Source organism: Streptomyces sp. NPDC014870, from assembly GCF_043081505.1.
Lineage (GTDB): Bacteria > Actinomycetota > Actinomycetes > Streptomycetales > Streptomycetaceae > Streptomyces.
In genome coordinates this window covers 173705-189777 of record NZ_JBIBWQ010000003.1, presented here as the reverse complement: position 1 = coordinate 189777, position 16073 = coordinate 173705, and the positions used below count along the sequence as shown (strand labels likewise).

General features: G+C 70.5%; 14 protein-coding genes and 1 tRNA gene. 7 read left to right on the top strand and 8 right to left on the bottom strand.

Features of this window, described 5'->3' with window-relative positions:
• Positions 1 to 91: 91 nt before the first annotated feature.
• Together ACF09C_RS09425 and ACF09C_RS09420 are read right to left on the bottom strand one after the other, a co-directional pair.
• Complete coding sequence (locus ACF09C_RS09425; protein WP_392090638.1) at positions 92 to 1873, bottom strand: SDR family oxidoreductase; 1782 nt, start codon at positions 1871 to 1873, stop codon at positions 92 to 94.
• Positions 1870 to 2718: a M24 family metallopeptidase gene (locus ACF09C_RS09420; protein WP_392090635.1), complete on the bottom strand. Its 849-nt coding sequence runs from the start codon at positions 2716 to 2718 to the stop codon at positions 1870 to 1872. Before ACF09C_RS09420 ends, ACF09C_RS09425 begins: the two co-directional genes overlap by 4 nt.
• Positions 2719 to 3001: 283 nt before the next feature.
• Between ACF09C_RS09420 and ACF09C_RS09415 the strand changes: the two genes are divergently transcribed.
• The 4 genes from ACF09C_RS09415 to ACF09C_RS09400 are packed head-to-tail and all read left to right on the top strand — an operon-like array spanning position 3002 to position 6505.
• Positions 3002 to 3970, top strand: coding sequence for an ABC transporter ATP-binding protein (locus ACF09C_RS09415; RefSeq protein ID WP_362414846.1), 969 nt, complete (start codon positions 3002 to 3004; stop codon positions 3968 to 3970).
• Positions 3967 to 4863 carry an ABC transporter permease gene (locus ACF09C_RS09410; RefSeq protein ID WP_362414684.1) on the top strand — a complete coding sequence of 299 codons (897 nt, stop codon included), beginning with the start codon at positions 3967 to 3969 and terminating at the stop codon, positions 4861 to 4863. The genes ACF09C_RS09415 and ACF09C_RS09410 overlap by 4 nt, the downstream gene beginning before the upstream one ends.
• Entirely contained in the window at positions 4860 to 5771 is a 912-nt protein-coding gene (locus ACF09C_RS09405) for an ABC transporter ATP-binding protein (protein WP_392090632.1), read from the top strand. Before ACF09C_RS09410 ends, ACF09C_RS09405 begins: the two co-directional genes overlap by 4 nt.
• A gap of 14 nt (positions 5772 to 5785) precedes the next feature.
• Positions 5786 to 6505, top strand: coding sequence for an ABC transporter permease (locus tag ACF09C_RS09400; protein ID WP_392090630.1), 720 nt, complete (start codon positions 5786 to 5788; stop codon positions 6503 to 6505).
• Positions 6506 to 6558: 53 nt separating this feature from the next.
• Here the strand turns inward: ACF09C_RS09400 and ACF09C_RS09395 are convergent, their stop codons facing one another.
• Positions 6559 to 7872 (bottom strand): CynX/NimT family MFS transporter, encoded by a 1314-nt coding sequence (locus ACF09C_RS09395; protein WP_392090628.1) that lies wholly within the window; start codon positions 7870 to 7872, stop codon positions 6559 to 6561.
• The gene (locus ACF09C_RS09390) at positions 7869 to 8552 is read right to left on the bottom strand and encodes a FadR/GntR family transcriptional regulator (RefSeq protein ID WP_392090625.1); all 684 of its coding nucleotides are present in this window, start codon (positions 8550 to 8552) and stop codon (positions 7869 to 7871) included. The genes ACF09C_RS09395 and ACF09C_RS09390 overlap by 4 nt, the downstream gene beginning before the upstream one ends.
• Positions 8553 to 8703: 151 nt before the next feature.
• On the opposite strand from ACF09C_RS09390, the gene lpdA reads away from it, so the two are divergent.
• From lpdA to ACF09C_RS09375, 3 genes are all read left to right on the top strand, one after another.
• Entirely contained in the window at positions 8704 to 10107 is a 1404-nt protein-coding gene (gene lpdA, locus ACF09C_RS09385; protein ID WP_392090623.1) for a dihydrolipoyl dehydrogenase, read from the top strand.
• Between the two features lie 36 nt (positions 10108 to 10143).
• Complete coding sequence (locus tag ACF09C_RS09380; RefSeq protein ID WP_392090620.1) at positions 10144 to 10830, top strand: rhomboid-like protein; 687 nt, start codon at positions 10144 to 10146, stop codon at positions 10828 to 10830.
• A 165-nt stretch (positions 10831 to 10995) separates the two neighbouring features.
• A tRNA-Ser gene (locus ACF09C_RS09375) sits at positions 10996 to 11080 on the top strand.
• Between the two features lie 39 nt (positions 11081 to 11119).
• On the opposite strand, the gene ACF09C_RS09370 is transcribed toward ACF09C_RS09375, so the two are convergent.
• From ACF09C_RS09370 to efeB, 4 genes are all read right to left on the bottom strand, one after another.
• Positions 11120 to 11926, bottom strand: coding sequence for an HAD family hydrolase (locus ACF09C_RS09370; protein ID WP_392091375.1), 807 nt, complete (start codon positions 11924 to 11926; stop codon positions 11120 to 11122).
• Positions 11927 to 11931: 5 nt separating this feature from the next.
• Entirely contained in the window at positions 11932 to 13221 is a 1290-nt protein-coding gene (serS, locus tag ACF09C_RS09365; RefSeq protein WP_362414696.1) for a serine--tRNA ligase, read from the bottom strand.
• Positions 13222 to 13794: 573 nt separating this feature from the next.
• Positions 13795 to 14730: a prephenate dehydratase gene (gene pheA, locus ACF09C_RS09360; protein WP_362414698.1), complete on the bottom strand. Its 936-nt coding sequence runs from the start codon at positions 14728 to 14730 to the stop codon at positions 13795 to 13797.
• A 73-nt stretch (positions 14731 to 14803) separates the two neighbouring features.
• Complete coding sequence (gene efeB, locus ACF09C_RS09355; RefSeq protein ID WP_392090617.1) at positions 14804 to 16072, bottom strand: iron uptake transporter deferrochelatase/peroxidase subunit; 1269 nt, start codon at positions 16070 to 16072, stop codon at positions 14804 to 14806.
• Between the last annotated feature and the right edge of the window lies 1 nt (position 16073).

The following is a 16073-nucleotide window of genomic DNA, read 5'->3' as shown; positions in this document are numbered from 1 at the left end:
GATCGCGTTCTGTATCGCGCTCTCACGCACGGGGCGGCCCGCCACGGATCGTACGGTCCCTCCACGCCGCCCTACGCCGCCCGTACGCCCCTCAGGCGGGCGGCTCCAGCCGGGCTATCGCGCGCAGGGCCCTGGGCGCGACGCGGGACAGCACGTGCGCGCCGCGCGCCTCGGGAGTGACGGGCACGACGGCCTCGTTGCGCACCACCGCGCGCAGAATGGCGTCCGCGACCTTCTCCGGAGGGTAGTTGCGCAGCCCGTACAGTCGGGAGGCCTTCTTCTGGCGGCGGCTCTGCTCCTCCTCGCCGACTCCCGCGAAGCGGGCGGTCGCCGTGATGTTGGTGTTCACGATCCCCGGGCAGATCGCCGAGACGCCGATGCCCTGGCCGGCCAGCTCGGCGCGCAGGCACTCGCTCAGCATCAGCACGGCGGCCTTCGAGGTGCTGTACGCCGGCAGGGCGCGGGAAGGCTGGAAGGCGGCGGCGGAAGCGGTGTTGACGATGTGGCCGCCCTGGCCGCGCTCGGCCATCTGACCGCCGAAGATCCGGCAGCCGTGGATGACGCCCCAGAGATTGACGTCGAGGACCTTCTTCCAGTCCTCGCTGGTCGTCGCGAAGAACGAGCCCGAGAGACCGATCCCCGCGTTGTTGACGAGGACGTCGACGACTCCGTATTCGCTCGCGACCTTCGCCGCGAGCTTCTCCATGGCCTGCTCGTCGCTGACGTCGACGGTCTCCCCCCAGGCCTCCGGGGCGCCGATCAGCCGGGCCATCTCGGCCGTGCGGACCGCGCCCTCGCTGTCCCGGTCGACCGCGACGACCCGCGCGCCCGCCTCGGCGAAGGCGAAGGCGGTGGCCCGGCCGATACCGCTGGCCGCGCCCGTGACCAGGACCAACTGGCCGCCGAACCGCTCGGCGTACACGGGGTCGGCCGTGCTCTTCGCGGCCGTGACCGGGGCCTTGGCCGCCGGGTCCTCGTTCGCGCGGACGAAGTCGCCGATCCAGGCGGCCAGCTGGTCGGGCCTGGTGCGCGGGACCCAGTGCTTGGCCGGCAGTGAGCGCCTGGTCAGCTCGGGGACCCAGGTGGCGAGGTCGTCGTAGAGCCGCTCGGACAGGAACGCGTCACCGGTGGGTGTGATCAGCTGCACGGGCGCGTGGGCGTAGGCGTCGGCGCGCGGCCGGCTCAGCCGCGGGCGGACGTTGTCCCGGTAGAGCCAGGCGCCGTGCGCGGCGTCGTTCGGCAGGGACGGCGTCGGATAGTCCCCGGCCGGGACCTTCTCGACGCGCTCCAGAAGCCTCGGCCACCGCTTCCCGAGCGGTCCGCGCCAGGCCAGCTCGGGCAGGACGGGGGTGTGCAGCATGTACACGTACCAGGACTTGGCGCCCTGGCCGAGGAGCTGGCCGACCCTGCGCGGGGTGGGCCTGGTCATGCGCTGCTTGATCCAGTGCCCGAAGTGGTCCAGGGAGGGGCCGGACATCGAGGTGAAGGAGGCGATGCGGCCTTCCGTGCGGGGCACGGTCACGAACTCCCAGGACTGCACCGAGCCCCAGTCGTGCCCGACCAGGTGCACCGGCCGGTCCGGGCTCACCGCGTCGGCGACGGCGAGGAAGTCGTCCGTCAGCTTCTCCAGGGTGAACCCGCCCCGCAGCGGGGTCGGCGCCGTGGACCGGCCGTGGCCCCGGACGTCGTACAGGACGACGTGGAACCGCTCGGCGAGCCGGTGGGCGACCTCCGACCAGACCTCCTTGGAGTCCGGGTACCCGTGCACGAGGAGGACCGTCGGACGCTCGGCGTCGCCCAGCTCGGCGACGCACAGGTCGATCCCGCCCGTCCGGACCCAGCGCTCCCGCGCCCCCGTCAGTCCCGCGCTCATACCGCCCCCTCCTCGTTCCAGCGCCGCACGTGCGGCAGGTCGTCGTCCAGCCAGAAGGCGCTCTGCTCCGGGTCCTTCGAGTCGGTGACCACGAGGATCTCCTCGAACTTCGCGCCCGTACCCCGGAAGCCGAGGTGCGGCTCGACCGCCCACAGCCCCGGCTGGGGCGGGTGGTCGGAGAACGTGTACGGCGACCAGAGCGGCGACCAGCCGTCGCGGTGGCCGTGGATCGCGTCGCTCGCGAGCCCCTTGAGCGACTGGGTGCCGAAGCCGAAGAGCGTCGGCGACCAGCGGCGCTCCTTGACCCGGTCGATCTTGTGGGCGATCACGCCGAAGGGGTACGCGCGGTGCCGGTTGGCGTAGCCCTGGCGGACCATGAGCCGGTCCACGTCCTCGTAGATCTCCCGCAGCGAGCGGCGCTCGCGGACCTCGGTCAGGATCAGCTCGCGGTGCGCCCGCAGATCGGTGAGCAGCTTGTCGTGGACCGGGTTGAGGCCCAGGCAGCCGGAGTAGCCGATGTCCGCGGTGTGGCCCTTGAAGACGGGCGCCATGTCGAGGATGAAGGGCATCCCCGCTTCGAGCCGCCGGTTCGTGGGGAAGAACTGCAGCGGGATCTTGAAGTCGACGAAGGCCGTGCGGTCGCCGAACCAGGCGAAGGGACGGTGGAACCAGTCCCGTACACCCCGCTCGTGCAGCCAGTCGCGCTGCATCTTCGCGGCCTCGCGCTCGGTCACACCCGGTCGCAACTGCGCCGCGACGGCTTCCGCGCACGCGTACGACAGGCGCTGCACTTCTCTGAACCCGCGCAGTTCCGCGGTCAGTTCGCTTGCCACTGCTGAGGTCATGTCACCCGTCCGTCCCGTGAACATACGTGTGCGCTACGTGCCCGTAACGTGACACTGATGAATGTGACAATGGCTGACGGCTACGTCAAGGGGTGTGCAGGAGCCCTGTGGAAAACCCGCCGCACGGGACCCCGCACGGGACCCGGCACGGGACCCGTCGACAGACCGGCGAAAGACTTTGGTCTCGACTCCCCTACGGGCTTGTACGTCTGGAGTCGGATACGGATCGAGCCGTTGGGCTGACGACTGCTGTGGCGCACACCACTACCGTCGAAGCGTGACTGTGATCGCTACCGAAAGCCTCAGCAAGCGGTTCCCCCGGGTGACCGCTCTTGACCGGCTCTCCCTGGACATCGGGCCCGGTGTGACCGGACTTGTGGGTGCCAACGGAGCCGGCAAGTCCACGATGATCAAGATCCTGCTCGGTCTGTCCCCCGCCACGGAGGGGCGCGCCGAGGTCCTGGGTCTCGACGTCGCCACGTCCGGCGCGCAGATTCGCGAGCGCGTCGGCTACATGCCCGAGCACGACTGCCTCCCGCCGGACGTCTCGGCCACCGAGTTCGTCGTCCACATGGCGCGGATGTCCGGCCTGCCCGCCGACGCCGCCCGCGAGCGGACCGCCGACACCCTGCGCCACGTCGGCCTGTACGAGGAGCGCTACCGCCCGATCGGCGGCTACTCGACGGGCATGAAGCAGCGGGTGAAGCTCGCCCAGGCGCTGGTCCACGACCCGCAGCTGGTCCTCCTCGACGAGCCGACCAACGGCCTCGACCCGGTGGGCCGCGACGAGATGCTGGGCCTGATCCGCCGGGTCTGGACCGACTTCGGCATCTCCGTCCTCGTCACCTCCCACCTCCTCGGCGAGCTGGAGCGGACCTGCGACCACGTCGTCGTCATCGACGGCGGGACCCTGCTGCGCTCCAGCTCCACCAGTGACTTCACGCAGATCACCACGACCCTCGCGGTCGAGGTCACCGACTCCGACACCCACCCCGACGGCACGGCCGCGCTCCGCACGGCCCTTGCAGCGGCGGGGGTGACGCTCCACGCGAGCGAGGAGGAGGGACTGCCCGGGGCGGGCCACATCCTCCTCGTGGAGGCGGCGGGCGAGGAGACGTACGACCTGGTCCGCGACACGGTCGCCGACCTCGGCCTCGGCCTCGTCCGGATGGAACAGCGTCGCCACCACATCGCCGAGGTCTTCCGGCCCGACGCGCAGCCGCAGCAGCAGGAGGAGGTGTCGGCGCGATGAGCACCCCGGCCCCCGAGACCACGCAGATCCACAACATCGGGTACCGCAACTACGACGGCCCCCGCTTCGGCCGCGCCTACGCGCGCCGGGCGCTCTTCTCGCAGTCCCTTCGCGGCTCCTACGGCCTCGGCCGCAGTGCCAAGTCCAAGGTGCTGCCGATGATCCTCTTCACCGTGATGTGCGTCCCCGCGCTGATCATCGTCGCCGTCGCGGTCACCATGAAGAGCAAGGACCTGCCGGTCGACTACACCCGGTACGCGATCATCATGCAGGCCGTGATCGGGCTCTTCCTGGCCTCCCAGGCCCCGCAGTCCGTCTCCCGGGACCTGCGCTTCAAGACCGTTCCGCTGTACTTCTCGCGCCCCATCGAGCGTGTCGACTACGTCCTCGCCAAGTACGGCGCGATGGCCTCCGCGCTCTTCATCCTGACCGCGATCCCGCTGCTGATCCTCTGGATCGGCTCCCTGCTCGCGAAGATGAACTTCGCCGACCAGACGGCGGAGTTCGGCCAGGGCCTCGCCTCCGTCGCCCTCCTCTCGGTGCTCTTCGGCGGCATCGGCCTGGTCATGGCCGCGCTCACCCCGCGCCGCGGCTTCGGCGTCGCCGCCGTCATCGCCACCCTCGTGATCTCCTACGGCGCCGTCTCGACGCTCCAGGGCATCGCCTACAGCACGGACAACGCCGACGCCATCCAGTGGCTCGGCCTGTTCTCCCCGATCACCCTGATCGACGGAGTGCAGACCGCGTTCCTCGGCGCGACCACCGCCTTCCCCGGAGGGGACGGGGTCGGACCGGGCGCCGGCGCCGGAGTCGTCTATCTGCTGGTCGTCCTCGCGCTCATCGCCGGTTCGTACGGAGTGCTGATGCGCCGCTACCGAAAGGTCGGGCTGTGACTGTCCTGAACATCGACCACGCCTCTCGGTGGTTCGGCAACGTCGTCGCCGTCAACGACGTGACGATGACGATCGGGCCCGGCGTCACCGGGCTCCTCGGCCCCAACGGCGCCGGAAAGTCCACCCTCATCAACATGATGGGCGGCTTCCTCGCCCCCTCCACGGGCACCGTCACCCTCGACGGGCAGCCGATCTGGAAGAACGAGTCGGTCTACACGCAGATCGGCGTCGTCCCGGAGCGGGAGGCGATGTACGACTTCCTCACCGGCCGTGAATTCGTGCTCGCCAACGCAGAGTTGCACGGCCTGGGCGCCAAGGAGGCCCAGCACGCGCTCGCCACGGTCGAGATGGAGGACGCGCAGGATCGGAAGATCGCCACGTACAGCAAGGGCATGCGGCAGCGCGTGAAGATGGCCTCGGCGCTCGTCCACGAGCCGTCCGTGCTGCTGCTCGACGAGCCGTTCAACGGCATGGACCCGCGCCAGCGCATGCAGTTGATGGATCTGCTGCGCCGGATGGGTGCGGCGGGGCGCACGGTGCTCTTCTCCTCGCACATCCTGGAGGAGGTCGAGCAGCTGGCCTCGCACATCGAGGTGATCGTCGCCGGCCGGCACGCGGCCTCGGGCGACTTCCGCAAGATCCGCCGGCTGATGACGGACCGGCCGCACCGCTATCTCGTCCGGTCCAGCGACGACCGGGCGCTCGCGGCGGCCCTCATCGCCGACCCGTCGACGGCCGGCATCGAGGTCGACCTCGCCGAAGGCGCCCTGCGCGTCCAGGCGGTGGACTTCGGACGGTTCACGGAGCTGCTGCCCCGGGTCGCCCGGGAGCAGGGCATCCGACTGCTGACGGTCTCGCCCTCGGACGAGTCCCTCGAATCGGTCTTCTCGTACCTCGTAGCGGCCTGAAAGGAGCCTGACCGATGTACAACCCCACAGTCGCCCGGCTCACCTACCGGGCCCTCCTCGGCCGCAGGCGGGCGCTGATCCTCTTCGCGCTGCCCGCCCTTCTGCTGCTGATCGCCGCCGCGGTACGGCTGTTCAACGGCGCCGACGACCAGGTCGCGGCCGATGTCCTCGGCGGTTTCGCGCTCGCCACGATGGTGCCGCTGATCGGTGTCATCGCCGGAACGGGCGCGATCGGACCGGAGATCGACGACGGTTCGATCGTCTATCTGCTCTCCAAGCCGGTGAAGCGGCCCTCGATCATCTTCACCAAGCTCATCGTGGCGATCGCCGTGACCATGGCCTTCTCGGCCGTGCCCACGTTCATCGCCGGCATGATCCTCAACGGCAACGGCCAGCAGGTGGCGGTCGCGTACACGGTCGCGGCGCTGGTCGCCTCCATCGCGTACAGCGCCCTGTTCCTCCTCCTGGGCACCGTCAGCCGGCACGCGGTGGTCATCGGGCTTGTCTACGCACTGGTCTGGGAGTCCCTGTTCGGCTCCCTGATCGACGGGGCGAAGACGCTCAGCGTGCAGCAGTGGTCGCTCGCGGTCGCGCAGAAGGTCAGCGGCGAGGGGCTCGTCACCTCGGACGTCGGCCTTCCGCTTGCCGTGTCGCTGCTGGTCGGCGTGACGGTCCTGGCGACCTGGTACGCGGGCCAGAAGCTGCGGACGCTGAAGCTGGCGGGCGAGGAGTAGGACCGTCGAGGGGCCCCGGGAAGGGGCCCCTCTGTCCGTCGCTCGCGGGAGGCTCAGACCTTGCGGTCCCTGGCCGCCAGGAGCCCGACCCCCAGGGCCGCCGCGCAGACGCACAGCACCAGGGCGATCGGCACCGTCCACGAACCGGTCGCCTGGTGCACCGCCCCGGCCGCCAGGGGTCCGGCGGCCGCCAGCAGATAGCCGACGGTCTGGGCCATACCCGAGAGCCGGGACGCCGTCACCGCGTCGCCCGCCCTGAGCACGATCAGGGTGAGGGCGAGACCGACCGCCCCGCCCTGCCCCACGCCGAGGAGCGCGGACCACAGCCAGGCCCCCTGCACGGGCGCGGCGAGCAGACCCGCGTACCCCGCAGCGACCAGCGTCGTGACGAGGACGACCAGCGGACGCTGGCTCCGCATCCGGCCGGCGAGCAGCGGCACCGCGAAGGCTCCCGCCACCTGGGTCAGGTTGTTGAAGGCGAAGATCACGCCCGCCGTCGCACGGCTCATGCCGTGGTCGGTGAAGATCGTCGGCATCCAGGCGATCAGGACGTACGTCCAGAGGGACTGCAGGCCCATGAAGAGGGTCACCTGCCAGGCAAGCGCCGACCGCCAGACGCTCCGCGTCGAGGGCGCGGCGGTGGTGTGTGTCCCGTTTCCCGTACGACTCACCCGGCGCGTACCGCCCTTGGCCACCAGGACCTGCGGCAGCCAGGCCGTCGCCGCGAGCGCCGCGAGGAGCGACCAGAACGCGACCGACGCCTCCCAGCTCCCGCCGAACGCCTCCTCCAACGGCACCGAGGCCGCCGCGACGACCGTGGCACCCGCGATCATCGCGCCCGTGTAGAGCGAGGTCATCGAGGCGGCCCGGTCGGGGAAGTCCCGCTTGATCAGGCCCGGCATCAACACGTTCAGCAGGGCGATCGCGGTACCGACCAGGACACCCCCGCCGTACAGCGCGTACACCGACGGCAGGACCCGTACGAGGATGCCGGCGCCGAGCAGCACCAGCGCCCCCGTCAGCACCGCTTCGACGCCCAGGCGCCGCCCCAGCCACGGCGCGACGAGCGCGCCCGCGCCGAGGAAGAGCACCGGCACGGACGTCACCAGCGAACTGGCCGTCGACGACAGACCGAACTCCGCCGCGATCTCGCCCACCAGTGGCGCCACGCTCGCCAGGGCCGCCCGCATGTTGAGCGAGGCCAGCACGATCGCGGCCATCAGCAGAAGCGGGTGGGCGAGCCGCGGGTGGGCGAACCGCGCCCGCTTTCCCGCCGCCCCACGGCCGGTGGACGTTCCCTCCGCCCGCCCGTCGAGGACGGAGTCGACGCCGGCACCGGCCCTGTCGGCGTCGGCAGTGGCCCTCACCGCGACTCTCCCGTCAGCGCCGCCACCGTCTCCATCGGTACGCGCAGCAGCTCCCTCGCGCCCGCCTCCGCGGCCTCCGGGTCGCCCGACTCGATCGCCGCGACCAGCGCCTCGTGCGCGTCGATGTCGACCGGCGGCATCTCCCGGTCGCCGAGCGCCTCCACGAGGACCTCGTGCACCTGGGTGGAGAAGAACCGGTACACCTCCATGAAGGCCGCGTTGTGCGTGGCGGAGACGACGGCCAGGTGGAAGGCGAGGTCAGCGTCCGCGTCGCGGTCGCCCTCCTCGCGCAGGGTGGCGAGTGCGGCCCGCAGCCGCAGCAGGTCGTGAGTGTCCCGCCGAACCGCCGCCAGGCGCGCCGCCTCCGCCTCCAGGGCCACCCGCAGTTCCAGGACGTCGCGCGCGCCCGCGTGACGCATGCCGCGCAGCACGGCCGCCGGGTCGGCGGTCGACCGGACGAAGGTGCCGTTGCCCTGGCGCGGCTCCAGGAGCCCCGCGTGGACCAGGACCCGGATCGCCTCGCGGACCGTGTTGCGGCCGACGCCCAGCTGCTCGGCGAGCTCGTGCTCGGTCGGGATGCGCTCGCCGACCGGCCACTCGCCCGCCGCGAGCTGCTCGCGCAGCTGCTCGACGACCGAGTCCACCAGGGAGGTCCGTCCCGCCGCCTTCAGCGCCGCCATCACCACTCCGTCCACACCACGAGCCCAGTTGCCCGGTCATCCTACAAGTTATCCACCGAACCGTACCGGCTCCCGGGGCCGCCCCGCAGGCGCCGGACTACTGTGGGCCCGTACGGGACACGAACACCCTCACCACCCTCGGGAGTCAGTCATGTCAGACCGCTTCGACGTCGTCGTACTCGGAGCTGGCCCCGGCGGCTACGTCGCCGCCATCCGCGCCGCCCAGCTGGGCAAGCGGGTCGCGGTCGTCGAAGAGAAGTACTGGGGCGGTGTCTGCCTGAACGTCGGCTGCATCCCCACCAAGGCGCTGCTGCGCAACGCCGAACTCGCCCACATCTTCAACCACGAGGCCAAGACCTTCGGCATCAAGGTCGACGGCACGGTCTCCTTCGACTACGGCGAGGCGTTCCGCCGCAGCCGCACGGTCGCGGACGGCCGGGTCAAGGGCGTCCACTTCCTGATGAAGAAGAACGGGATCACGGAGTTCGACGGCCGGGGCACCTTCCTCGACGCGCACACGATGCAGGTCGCCAAGTCCGACGGCACCACGCAGACGATCACCTTCGACAACTGCATCATCGCCACCGGTGCCACCCCGCGGCTGCTGCCCGGCACCGCCCTCAGCGACCGCGTCGTCTCGTACGAGCAGCAGATCCTCGCCGAGGACGCCCCGAAGTCGATCGTCATCGCCGGAGCCGGCGCGATCGGCATCGAGTTCGCGTACGTGCTGAACAACTACGGCACCAAGGTCACCATCGTCGAGTTCCTCGACCGGATGGCCCCGCTGGAGGACGAGGAGGTGTCCAAGGAGCTGGCGAAGCAGTACCGCAAGCTCGGCATCGACGTCCTCACCTCCACCCGGGTCGACGCCATCGACGAGTCCGGCCCGCAGGTCCGCGTCACCGTCACCGCCAAGGACGGCACGCAGAAGGTCCTGGAGGCCGACAGGGTTCTGCAGGCCATCGGCTTCGCGCCGAACGTCTCCGGCTACGGCCTGGAGAACACCGGTGTCGCCCTCACCGAGCGCGGCGCGATCGACGTCGACGGCCGCTCCCGTACCTCCGTGCCGCACATCTACGCCATCGGTGACGTCACCGCGAAGCTGATGCTCGCACACACGGCCGAGGCCATGGGTGTCATCGCCGCCGAGACCATCGCGGAAGCCGAGACGATGGAACTCGACTACGTGATGATCCCGCGGGCGACCTACTGCCAGCCGCAGATCGCCAGCTTCGGCTACACCGAGGCGCAGGCGCGGGAGAAGGGCTACGACGTCAAGGTCGCCAAGTTCCCGTTCATGGCGAACGGCAAGGCGCACGGCCTAGGCGACTCCACCGGCTTCGTCAAGATCATCGCCGACGCCCAGTACGGCGAGATCATCGGTGCCCACCTGATCGGCCCCGATGTCACCGAGCTGCTGCCCGAGCTGACGCTGGCCCAGCAGTGGGACCTGACGGTCAACGAGGTCGCGCGGAACGTCCACGCCCACCCGACCCTGGGTGAGGCCGTGAAGGAAGCGATCCACGGTCTCGCGGGACACATGATCAACTTCTGAGTGGTTTCTCCCGGCCCGGGGTGATAGGCACGGAATGTGCCGAGCGAACTCCTCCCCGACGCCGCGCCGGGTGGCGAACCGTCCCGACCGCTCAGGTCGTGGGTGCGTTCGTCACCCGGTACGCATCTGTGGCTGCTCGTCATCGCGATCACCAGCCTGGTCATCGCGCTGTCCTCCGACGGCCTGGAGCACTACCTCCTCCACCGCAACAGCAGCAACCTCTACCAGCTCTCGCACCACCCGGTCCGGGCCCTGCTCGGCAGCGCCTTCTGGATCGCCGATCCGGCGGACTTCCTGCTGTACGCGGTGCTGTTCGAGGTCTTCCACGCGCCGGTCGAGCGGTGGCTCGGCACCCTGCGCTGGTTCGTCGTGGTCGCCACGGCGCACATCGCGGCGACGCTCATCAGCCAGAAGGTCGTCCTGGAGGCGATCCAGGACCACGACGTGCCGCGCAGCATGGCGCACGTCGTCGACATCGGGGTCAGCTACGGTCTCGCGGCGTCGATCGGGATCCTGACGTACCGGATCCCGCGGCCGTGGCGGTGGTTCTATCTGGCGGGCGCGGTGGCCTTCTTCGCCGTACCGCTGTGCACGAGTCATACGTACACGGATCTGGGGCACGCGATCTCGCTGGCCATCGGTCTCGCGTTCTGGCCGCTGACCCGGGGTGTCGGCCCGCGCGGTAAATCATTGGCCTACGAAGCTCCGCCGCCCGCACACTAGTTGTGCGGGAGACGCCCGCCACGAGGCCGGGGAGGAGCACGACGATGACCGACACCAGTTCGAGCCGGAGTTCGAGTCCGTCGAGCTCCCTGCAGGGCGGCGCCCCCTAGCGCCGCCGGGGCGGCCGCTTCGAGCGCGCGGGTTCTCCGCGCGGGCCGCCCACCCGGAGGATTGGCCGAGTGGTAAGGCAGCGGCTTGCTAAGCCGTCGTCGGGGTCACCCCCGCGCGCGTTCGATCCGCGCATCCTCCGCGCAGCCGCAACGACCCGCCACGGGACGGGCGCCGGGTCCTAGCCCGCGAGCAGGCGCTCCAGGACCACCGCGATGCCGTCGTCCTCGTTCGACGTCGTCACCTCGTCCGCGACCGCCTTCAGGTCGTCGTGCGCGTTCGCCATGGCCACGCCCCGCGCCGCCCAGCCGAACATCGGGATGTCGTTCGGCATGTCACCGAAGGCGATCGTGTCCGCGGCCTTCACGCCGAGCCGGCGGGCGGCGAGCGAGAGGCCGGTGGCCTTGCTCAGGCCGAGCGGAAGGATCTCCACGATCCCCGGGCCCGCCATGACCACGTCCACCAGTGCGCCGGCCGTCTGCCGGGCCGCGCCGGCCAGCTCGTCGTCGGAGAGCGTCGGGTGCTGGATGTAGACCTTGTTGAGCGGCGCGGACCAGAGCTCCGCGGGGTCCTCGAACGGGACGTACGGCAGCGGCCCTTCCTGTACCCGGTACCCGGGACTGATCAGCACCTCGCCGTCCAGCCCGTCGCGGCTCGCGGCCAGCGCCAGCGGGCCCACCTCGGCCTCGATCTTCGACAGCGCCAGACCCGCCAGCTGCCGGTCCAGGGTCACCGAGGTCAGCAGGCGGTGCTCACCCGCGTGGTAGACCTGCGCGCCCTGACCGCACACCGCGAGGCCCTCGTAGCCGAGGTCGTCGAGGATGTGCCGGGTCCAGGGGACGGCCCGGCCCGTGACCACGATGTGCGCGGCCCCCGCCGCCACCACGGCGGCGAGGGCGTCACGCGTACGGTCCGAGACCGACTCGTCGGCGCGCAGCAGCGTGCCGTCGAGGTCGGTCGCGACGAGCTTGTACGGGAACGGGCTCACGGAGCTCACTTGGAGATCGGCTCCAGGACCTCGCGGCCGCCCAGGTACGGCCTGAGCACCTCGGGCACGTGCACCGAGCCGTCCGGGAGCTGGTGGTTCTCCAGGATCGCGACGATCGTGCGCGGCACGGCGCACAGGGTGCCGTTGAGCGTGGCCAGCGGCTGGACGACCTTCTTGCCGCCGCGCTCGTCGCGCATCCGCACGGAGAGGCGGCGGGCCTGGAAGCCGTCGCAGTTGGACGCGGAGGTCAGCTCGCGGTACTTGCCCTGCGTCGGGATCCACGCCTCGCAGTCGAACTTGCGCGAGGCGGAGGCGCCGAGGTCACCGGTGGCCACGTCGATGACCTGGAAGGGCAGTTCGAGGCTGGTCAGCCACTGCTTCTCCCACTCCAGGAGCCGCTTGTGCTCGTTCTCGGCGTCCTCGGGAGCGACGTACGAGAACATCTCGACCTTGTCGAACTGGTGGACCCGGAAGATGCCCCGGGTGTCCTTGCCGTACGTTCCGGCCTCGCGGCGGAAGCACGGCGAGAAGCCGGCGTAGCGCAGCGGGAGCTTGTCGGCGTCGATGATCTCGTCCATGTGGTACGCGGCGAGGGGCACCTCGGACGTGCCGACGAGGTAGTAGTCGTCGCGCTCCAGGTGGTACACGTTCTCCGCGGCCTGGCCGAGGAAGCCGGTGCCCTCCATCGCGCGCGGGCGGACCAGGGCGGGCGTGAGCATGGGGATGAAGCCGGCCTCGGTCGCCTGCGCGATCGCCGCGTTGACGAGGGCCAGCTCCAGCAGGGCGCCGACGCCCGTGAGGTAGTAGAAGCGCGAGCCGGAGACCTTGGCGCCCCGCTCGACGTCGATGGCGCCCAGCGCCTCGCCCAGCTCCAGGTGGTCCTTGGGCTCGAAGCCCTCGGCCGCGAAGTCGCGGATGGTGCCGTGCGTCTCCAGGACGACGAAGTCCTCCTCGCCGCCGACCGGCACGTCCGTGTGGACGATGTTGCCGAGCTGGAGCAGGAGGGCGCGCGCGGTCTCGTCGGCCTCGTTCTGCTCGGCCTCGGCGGCCTTGACGTCGGTCTTGAGCTGCTCGGCCCGCTGCAGGAGCTCGGCGCGCTCCTCGGGGGAGGCCTTGGGGATCAGCTTGCCGAGCGCCTTCTGCTCGGAACGGAGCTCGTCGAAGCGGACGCCGGACGACCTGCGCCGCTCATCGGCGGAGAGCAGGGCGTCGACGAGTTCGACGTCCTCTCCACGGGCGCGCTGGGAGGCGCGAACACGGTCGGGGTCCTCACGGAGCAGGCGAAGGTCAATCACCCCACCAGGCTACCGGTGCGGGCTCGCGCCACCCCACCCGATATAGCTGTGCGTGTCGCTTTGCCCGAATTGCCGGTATTGGGAAATGCTCTCCCTATTCGTCAATAAACGGTACAGGGACCCCCGAAAAGGGGCGGATCGGTGTGCGTTCTTGACCGAACCGCCCTGTGGATCAAGGGACTTCCGTGAGGCGCCCCCGGAGTTCTCCACAGCGGGGGTGGGGCTCGCAAAGTTTTCCACAGGCTGTGCGGAACTTCTGTGGATGGTGAACGAATTCCTGGGCGCATTGATGATCAAACCTGCTGCGCACACTCGTCCGAGTGGGAATTCCTCGCTCTATAGAGTTGATCAATGGAACCAGGGTGACGCGGGCTGATCTGCGCCCTGTGGGGGAACGGATGCCGACTGGGGCGATTTGTCGACCTTGAGCGACCGCCGTATCGACTTGTCCCCAGGGTGCCCGGAGTGCCTGTGGATAACTCTGTGTGGGAGTCGAAAATACGCAGGTAGGACTATCGGTCCGTGCCTGTGGAAGACCGCCCCCGGCGGTGAGGGCGGTGGGGCACGATCGGGTCAGGCCCGGCCGTCCTGGGCCCTCGCCAGCCAATCGGAGGCCGCCATGAACTCCGCGTCCGACGTCCCACGCCGCAGCGCGGCCACATCACCCACCGCGATGCCCGCCCGCGGATACGACCCGAGGAACCGCACCTTCGGGCAGATCCGCTTGAGCCCCATCAGCGCCTCGCCCACGCGCCGGTCCGAGATATGGCCCTCGGCGTCCACGGCGAAGCAGTAGTTCCCGATACCGGCCCCCGTCGGGCGGGACTGGATCAGCATCAGGTTCACCCCGCGCACCGCGAACTCCTGAAGCAGCTCGAGGAGGGCACCCGGATGGTCATCACCCAGCCACAACACCACCGACGTCTTGTCCGCCCCGGTCGGCGCCGAGGGCCGGGCCGGCCGGCCCACCAGGACGAACCGCGTCTCGGCGTTCTCCGCGTCGTGGATCTCCGTGACCAGGGCCTCCAGGCCGTAGGTCGTCGCCGCGAACTCGCCCGCGAAGGCCGCGTCGAACCGGCCCTCCTGCACCAGCCGTGCGCCGTCCGCGTTCGAGGCCGCCGACTCCCACAGGGCGTCCGGTAGATGGGCCCGCAGCCAGTTCCGCACCTGCGGCTGCGCCACCGGGTGCCCGGTGACCGTCTTGATCTCGGCGAGCGTGGTCCCCGGCCGTACGAGCAGCGCGAAGGCGATCGGCAGGAGCACCTCGCGGTAGATCATCAGCGGTTCGCCGGAGGCCAGCTCGTCCAGGGTCGCCGTGACCCCGCCCTCCACCGAGTTCTCGATCGGTACGAGAGCGGCGGCCGCCTCTCCGTTGCGCACCGCGTCGAGGGCGGCCGGTACGGAGACCATCGGGACGAGCTCCCGGGTCGCGGCCTCGGGCAGCGTACGCAGCGCGGCCTCCGTGAACGTGCCTTCGGGACCGAGATACGTATACCGGGTGGCTGACATACGGTCACCCTAATAGGCGCGGGCGTCCTCGGGTGCGCCGTCCAGGAGGCCGGGCACCCCCGCCGAGACAGCCTCAGGACTCCAGAAGCCGCTGACCCACGTATTCGCCCTCCGCGGCCCCGCCCGGGACGGCGAAGAGACCGCTCGCCTCGTGCCGGACGAACGGAGAGAGGGCATCGCCCCGGTCGAGCTTGCGCTGTACGGGCACGAAGCCCCGGAGCGGATCCGCCTGCCAGCAGACGAAGAGCAACCCGGCGTCGGGTGTGCCGTCAGGACCGATGCCGTCGTGGAAGGAGAAAGGACGCCGCAGCATCGCGGCCCCGCCGTTCTGTTCGGGGGCGGAGATCCGGGAGTGGGCGTTGTCCGGGATGACGAGCTTGCCGTCGGCGCCGGTCTTGTTCAGGTCGAGCTCGGTGGTCTCGCTCCCGCCCGTCAGGGGCGCGCCGTCGGACTTCCGCCGGCCGATGACCTTCTCCTGCTCGCCCAGCGGGAGCCGCTCCCAGTCGTCGAGCAGCATGCGGATCCTGCGGACGACGGCGTATGAACCGCCGGCCATCCACTCCTGCGCCCCCGAGGCCCCCTGGGGGACGAAGATCCGCCGGTCGAAGTCGGGTTCCGAGGGCTTCGGGTTGCCCGTGCCGTCGACCTGGCCCATGAGGTTGCGCGCGGTCATCGGCCTGGCGGTGGCACCCGCCGAGCGGTTGAAGCCGTTCATCTGCCAGCGGACCTTGGCGGCGGCCCCGGCGTCCTTCTGCAGGGCGCGCAGGGCGTGGAAGGCGACCAGGGCGTCGTCGGCGCCGATCTGCACCCAGAGATCGCCCTCGGAGCGCTGCGGGTCGAGCGCGTCGGAGGAGAAGGCGGGCAGCGCGTCGAGCTGCGTGGGGCGGCGGGCCGTGAGTCCCGTACGCCCGAAGAAGGAGTGGCCGAAACCGAAGGTGACCGTGAGAGAGGAGGGTCCGGCGTCGAGCGCGATGCCGGTGTCGTCGGCCGAAGGTTCGCCCGCCATCAGGGCCTTGGCCGTCGTCGACCAGCGGCGCAGTAGCGCGGCGGCTTCCTTGCGGCCCGCGCCCGGCGCGAGGTCGAAGGCGATCAGATGGCCACGTGACTGGAGAGGAGTAGTGATCCCCGCCTGATGTTTCCCGTGAAACATCGCCTTCGTCGCACCGACCGACGTCAGCGCGGTGGCATCGCTCGCGCCGGAGGCCGAGGAACCGGAGTCGGCGGCAGCCGCGTACACCCCGGCGCCGCCGGCGGCACCGAGCGCGATACCGGCCGCGCCCGCCGCACCGACCGTGCCGAGGAGCCGCCGCCGGGAGATCTCAAGGTTGTCGTCGTTGCTCACG

What these genes read in the sequence shown, in the direction of transcription:
- lpdA (WP_392090623.1), top strand. Translation starts at nt 8,704, where the DNA reads ATGTCAGACCGCTTCGACGTCGTCGTACTCGGAGCTGGCCCCGGCGGC.
- ACF09C_RS09420 (WP_392090635.1), bottom strand. Translation starts at nt 2,718, where the DNA reads ATGACCTCAGCAGTGGCAAGCGAACTGACCGCGGAACTGCGCGGGTTC.
- ACF09C_RS09425 (WP_392090638.1), bottom strand. Translation starts at nt 1,873, where the DNA reads ATGAGCGCGGGACTGACGGGGGCGCGGGAGCGCTGGGTCCGGACGGGC.
- ACF09C_RS09390 (WP_392090625.1), bottom strand. Translation starts at nt 8,552, where the DNA reads ATGGCGGCGCTGAAGGCGGCGGGACGGACCTCCCTGGTGGACTCGGTC.
- pheA (WP_362414698.1), bottom strand. Translation starts at nt 14,730, where the DNA reads ATGTCAGCCACCCGGTATACGTATCTCGGTCCCGAAGGCACGTTCACG.
- ACF09C_RS09400 (WP_392090630.1), top strand. Translation starts at nt 5,786, where the DNA reads ATGTACAACCCCACAGTCGCCCGGCTCACCTACCGGGCCCTCCTCGGC.
- ACF09C_RS09410 (WP_362414684.1), top strand. Translation starts at nt 3,967, where the DNA reads ATGAGCACCCCGGCCCCCGAGACCACGCAGATCCACAACATCGGGTAC.